This window comes from Natronomonas sp., assembly GCF_046710025.1.
GTDB lineage: Archaea > Halobacteriota > Halobacteria > Halobacteriales > Haloarculaceae > Natronomonas.
Map to the genome: position 1 here is coordinate 1 of NZ_JBKEGK010000199.1, position 4,810 is coordinate 4,810.

Below are 4,810 nucleotides of genomic sequence, written 5' to 3' on the forward strand. Positions count from 1 at the left end.
GCCGTACGTCTCTGAAAAGTACCGTCCTGCGAGGCCGGCCGCTTGGGCCTCGCGGAGGATTTCGATCGGGAACTCGCCGGTCGCGTCGTGAGCCATCGCCTCGGGACGGATCTGCTCGTCGGCGAACATTCGTGCACGGGCCTTGATTTCGTGGGACTTCTCGGGGACCAGCGTGTCGGTGAGCAAGTTCACGGATGTACGTTAGGAACGAGCACGTCATGAGCGTATTGGTCGGAGAACCTGGAGTGTAGCCCCTATACCCCGGACAGCGGCCGGGATGTCTGTGTGAATCGAGAGGAGATGTCACCCATCCGTTTCCGGGGGAAACTCAAGCCGGACCCAGTACATCGTTTCATCGTATTTCGCCAGCCACGTCCCGCGGTCCTCGTCGATTTCGATGCCTTCGCGGCCACGAAACCGGTCCGCCAGCGATCGAAACGCGTCGGGGACGGTATCCCCCTCGGGGTGATAAATCCGTTTGGCTTCCTTGACAATATCCTGCTCGGCCTGTGAGAGCCCCGAAAGCGTGAATAGATATCGCTCCCGGAGTTGCTGCCCGAGGCCCGCAGCGCTCTCGGCGATGCGGTCCGCGTCGTACTCGTACGTTTGGATCGTTACCGGCCGGTTCACATCGATCCCGATCCGGTATTCGGACCCATCGTAGGAGATCCCATCGTACTGAGGCTCCGGAACGAGTACGCTCCCCTCGTCGTCGGAATACCGGTAGGTACTGTCGAGGTCGAATCCTTCGCCGGTCGGTGGGTCCTCCTCCGGGGGGACCTGCCCCTCTAGCGCGCGCCTGTCGATTGCTGGCAGGTCGGCGTAGGCAATCACCGACGACGGCGGACGCTCGGGATCGTAGTCTATCCTGATGTTGTATCGTGTTACGACTCGTTCCTCCACAACTTCGTGAGTGATGTTATAGATCGCACCCTCGTGTTCGAGTGGCCGGGGTGCCTCGTAGGCGGGACGTCGCCGTTCCCGCGTCGGTGTTTCACCGGCGATAGCGTCTTCAACGAGGTCCCGACGGTCGCTGGAGAGATTGTCGGTCGACCCGGCGTAGCGCTTGCCGATCGCACTGTCGTTGTTCAGAGCATCCATCGAGAGCGAGCCACCGGTCGGCTCCGAACAGCCCGAAAGAGGAAGAGCAATCGCAGTCGCGACGGTCACGACAAAGGAGCGGCGGCGCATGTGTCAAACGTGTCAGTGCCGGATGTAATAGCTTCGTATAACTCACGCCGCTGTTTTACTTTTTGCCCCGTTCGTCAAGCAACGTTCTGATGCCCAAATAAACAGAAATAGTATGTATTAGCTATCGTACAACTTAAATTGTATAAAAAGCCCGGTAGACGACAGCGATGCCGAGAAGGTCGTTTGCAACGGCAGTGTGACGATTTAGAAGCGCTTACGCCAATATTGCGTCCGTTTCGACCTAAAAGGGTCAGCAAGAACAGAATAAAATTCTACGATAAATCCCCGGAATTCAACGGTGACTTCGACGGTCCCGCACCCGAGAACTACTATGCGGTCACGCTGTTGACTTCTGGCCCAGCGCGAACGGACTCGGCGGGCGAGCATCACCCAGCGAGTTCGGCCGCGGAGACGGTCGTCGTCCGGTCCGCGCCGAAGGCGGATTCAAGAGCGCCGATGACCGAATCGACATCCTCCGGACCGCCCGCCGTCGCGATGGAGCCGACTGACTCCGGCTCGAACGGCACCCCGAGCGCCGAGTAGACCGGGTCGAGCACCGCCGCAATGGCGTCGCGGTCGGCCGAGCGGACGATGACACAGCCGCCGACGAGGGCGCAATCGCGCCGGACGCGTTGGGCGATCCCCGCGATCTTGCCGTCCCCTTTGACCGAGTAGTCGCCGGGACAGAACGAATCCGTCGGCTCACCCTGCGCGACATGTGCACCGACCTCCCGGAACGCCCCCAGCATCGTCTCTGTCACGTCGCGATACCGGCGATCGATCCCGTCACGTCCGTCGTCGGTCGGCACCGCGTACGCGAACGAGACTGTGTTGCCGGTGTAGGCGACCGCGCTTCCGCCGACGCGCCGCACGATCGGCGCGTAGTCGTGTCGGGCGGCGATGCGGCGCGCACGATCGTATCCCTCGGCGGTCGTGTCTCGTCGGCCGAACGCGAGCTGTTTCGGCGGTGTCCACACGCGAAGCACCGACTCGTCGACATCCGTGGCGAGGCGGGTGAGCGACGTCGTGACGGCCCGGTCGCGGTCGATGTCGGCGAGAGTGCCTTCGATAAGGCGCATGTATCTTCATACGCCCTTGGCAATATAAATCGGCGCAGGCCGGGGCGTCGGTGGAACTGAGAACGAATCCCGACACCCCTTTTATATCCCTTCAGGTGGCCCGATCCGGCCGCCGCCTGACCGCAAGGCACACAATCGGGGCTCCCGAACCGCTTCGTATGGGACTCGGAGGCGCGACCAGGAAACTCCAGAAGGTCGCCGACATGGGCGAAGAGCTGTACAGCCGGATCAACGAACTCCGCGAGCAGATCCTCGAGATGCGCGAGACGGTCACCGAGACGAACAGACGCGTCACCGCCCTCGAGAACAAACTTGACGGCCAGACCGCGATACTGGAGGCACTCGCCGAAAAGGAAGGGATCGACATCGACGAACTCCTCACGGAGGTCGCGATCGAGGAGGCCGAGACGACTGACGAAGCGGCCCCCGACGACGTGATCCCGGACGCCGAGGGCTCAACGAGGGCCGACACGGAAAGCGATACGCCAGCTAACCCCGGGGCAGGGAACTGAACCCTCAGCCCATCAGTCGCTGATACTCCACCTTGAGACAGCGGTCCTCGACGTAGCGCTTGCCGGCCGCCTCGATCCGCTCACCCGCCTCCGGATCGGCGATACCGAGTTGAGTCCAGACCACCTCGACGTCGTCGCGTTCAATCGCCTCGTCGGCGATCGCCGAGACTTCGTCGCTCGGGCGGAACACGTCGACGATGTCGATCGTCTCCTCGACCGCCGAGACCGAATCGTAAGGCTCGACGCCAAATATCTCGTCGGCGTAGGGGTTGATCGGAACGATCTCATAGCCCCGCTTGCGCATGAACTTCGGGATCGAATGGGCGGCCTTGCCCGCCGTCGCCGAACAGCCGACGACGGCGATCGTGTCGAGTTCGAGGATCTCCCGTAGTTCGTCGTCGTTTTGCACCGGCATACGCGGCGGTACGTCGTGGGCGTATAAAAATCCGGACGCAAGAGACGCCCGTCAGCCTTCGGGGGCTCAAAACACCACTGCTGCCCGCCCGGCGACGAACGCAAACGCCGCGAGGAACATCGATGCCTTCAGCCACGATTGCCCCGTCGCCGGATCGTCAAAGGACCGGTAAGTCCCGGCGGCGAGTCCGAGAAGCGTCGGCGCCAATACGACGAGGTAGGCGCTTCCGAACGTGCTGCGGAGATACGGGATCGGGCTTGCAAGCATCGCGGCCGCGACAAACGCCGCCGCGACGCCGAGAGCCGCCCGTTCGCCGACGGCGATCGGAAGCGTGTTGAGGCCCTCCTCGCGGTCGCCTTTGATATCCTCAACGTCCTTGACGATTTCACGCGCCATCGTCGCGGCGGCAGCGAGGACGAAGAGAACGAGGACCGTCGTGAGGTCGCCCCCGACCGCGGCGCCACCGTAGAGGAAGGTACTTCCCGTGAGGTACGCGACGAGGGCGTTACCGACCCCCGGTAGCCCCTTGAACACCTCCGTGTACGCGATCAACGCGAGGAGGTTGATGACCGCGATAGCGATCGCAATGGGAGGCAATAGCAGTGTCAACCCGATGGCGGCGGCGAATAGGGCGAGGCTGAACGCGAGCGCGGCTTGGGGGGCGACGGCACCGCGGGGGATCGGCCGATCCGGCCGGTTGATAGAATCGATCTCGCGGTCAAAGTAGTCGTTGATCGTGTTCCCGCCGCCGGTTGCGAGTCCAGTCGCGAGAACAGCGAACGCGGTCGACAGCGGCGCGGCTAGGCCCCCTGCAACGAAGGCCCCGATGAAGGTCAACACGCTCGCGGCGAGCGCGTTCCCCGGTCGCGTCATCTCGACCGCACCGCGAACCTGCTCCATATCGGTGGCTCCGGTCGCTGATTTATAAACGCCGCGCCTCAGTGCCCGGCCGGAATCGCGAGAGTTAAAAGGTGGTAGACGGTATGAAATCGATACGGGCGCTTAGCTCAGTTTGGACAGAGTGCTTGGCTTCGGACCAAGTTGCCGCGGGTTCAAATCCTGCAGCGCCCATCCTTCTGCGTGACAGGCATCATTTGGCAGACGGCGGTACGGCGTTTATAAAGGAACCCCTGTTCGGCCGATCTGATTTCATCACGCTGCGTGATGTGGGTCGCCGGTGTCATGCGATTCGCCAACATTTAATCGACAGTTTGGATACATAAATCTGTGGTTTGTTGTACAACTGGCGGCGCGCGCAGTGGTTTTGGCGTCAGAAATCGCGTCTCAGTTCGTCGAAAACTCCCTGCCACTGTTCGGGCATATCGTGTTTCCCATACACGCCGTCATTTGCTAACTCCAACAATCGAACAGCCTCGTCGTCGCCAAGCGTATCGAGATCGAGTTCATCAACCGTCATCCGTCGTACCCGATCAGTACTCATCGGCCTATCCCGATCGATCGCGGAATAGAAATGAAACCAAAACATGAGGCTCCCCTCTGATGGGAGAGTTGGCGGATGGGCTGGATCGAATCGGTCGGGAATTACTGGAAGTGCCGAGACTGTCGGGAGAGCACTAAGAAACGACCGTCGAAACATACCGTCGACAAAGTGA

Annotated in this window: 7 protein-coding genes and 1 tRNA gene; 2 read left to right on the forward strand and 6 right to left on the reverse strand. The window is 61.6% G+C overall.

What is annotated here, in order from left to right:
* The 3 genes from ACI944_RS11825 to ACI944_RS11835 form a co-directional block, all read right to left on the reverse strand.
* Positions 1 to 192: acyl-CoA dehydrogenase family protein (locus ACI944_RS11825; protein ID WP_411719254.1), on the reverse strand; the 192-nt coding region annotated here is incomplete at its 3' end.
* 111 nt (positions 193 to 303) lie between these two features.
* The gene (locus tag ACI944_RS11830) at positions 304 to 1,191 is read right to left on the reverse strand and encodes a hypothetical protein (RefSeq protein WP_411719255.1); all 888 of its coding nucleotides are present in this window, start codon (positions 1,189 to 1,191) and stop codon (positions 304 to 306) included.
* Positions 1,192 to 1,577: 386 nt separating this feature from the next.
* A complete protein-coding gene (locus ACI944_RS11835) occupies positions 1,578 to 2,270 on the reverse strand; it encodes a biotin/lipoate A/B protein ligase family protein (protein WP_411719256.1) in 693 nt (230 codons plus the stop codon).
* Positions 2,271 to 2,428: 158 nt separating this feature from the next.
* Here ACI944_RS11835 and ACI944_RS11840 point away from each other — a divergent pair, with 158 nt between their 5' ends.
* Complete coding sequence (locus tag ACI944_RS11840; RefSeq protein ID WP_411719257.1) at positions 2,429 to 2,782, forward strand: DUF5798 family protein; 354 nt, start codon at positions 2,429 to 2,431, stop codon at positions 2,780 to 2,782.
* A gap of 4 nt (positions 2,783 to 2,786) precedes the next feature.
* Here the strand turns inward: ACI944_RS11840 and ACI944_RS11845 are convergent, their stop codons facing one another.
* Positions 2,787 to 3,197: a CoA-binding protein gene (locus tag ACI944_RS11845; RefSeq protein ID WP_411719258.1), complete on the reverse strand. Its 411-nt coding sequence runs from the start codon at positions 3,195 to 3,197 to the stop codon at positions 2,787 to 2,789.
* A 66-nt stretch (positions 3,198 to 3,263) separates the two neighbouring features.
* Positions 3,264 to 4,097 (reverse strand): geranylgeranylglycerol-phosphate geranylgeranyltransferase, encoded by an 834-nt coding sequence (locus ACI944_RS11850; protein WP_411719259.1) that lies wholly within the window; start codon positions 4,095 to 4,097, stop codon positions 3,264 to 3,266.
* A gap of 96 nt (positions 4,098 to 4,193) precedes the next feature.
* On the opposite strand from ACI944_RS11850, the gene ACI944_RS11855 reads away from it, so the two are divergent.
* Positions 4,194 to 4,268: transfer RNA gene (locus ACI944_RS11855), tRNA-Arg, on the forward strand.
* 199 nt (positions 4,269 to 4,467) lie between these two features.
* On the opposite strand, the gene ACI944_RS11860 is transcribed toward ACI944_RS11855, so the two are convergent.
* Positions 4,468 to 4,638, reverse strand: a complete 171-nt coding sequence (locus ACI944_RS11860) for a hypothetical protein (RefSeq protein ID WP_411719260.1) — start codon at positions 4,636 to 4,638, stop codon at positions 4,468 to 4,470.
* Positions 4,639 to 4,810: the final 172 nt, after the last annotated feature.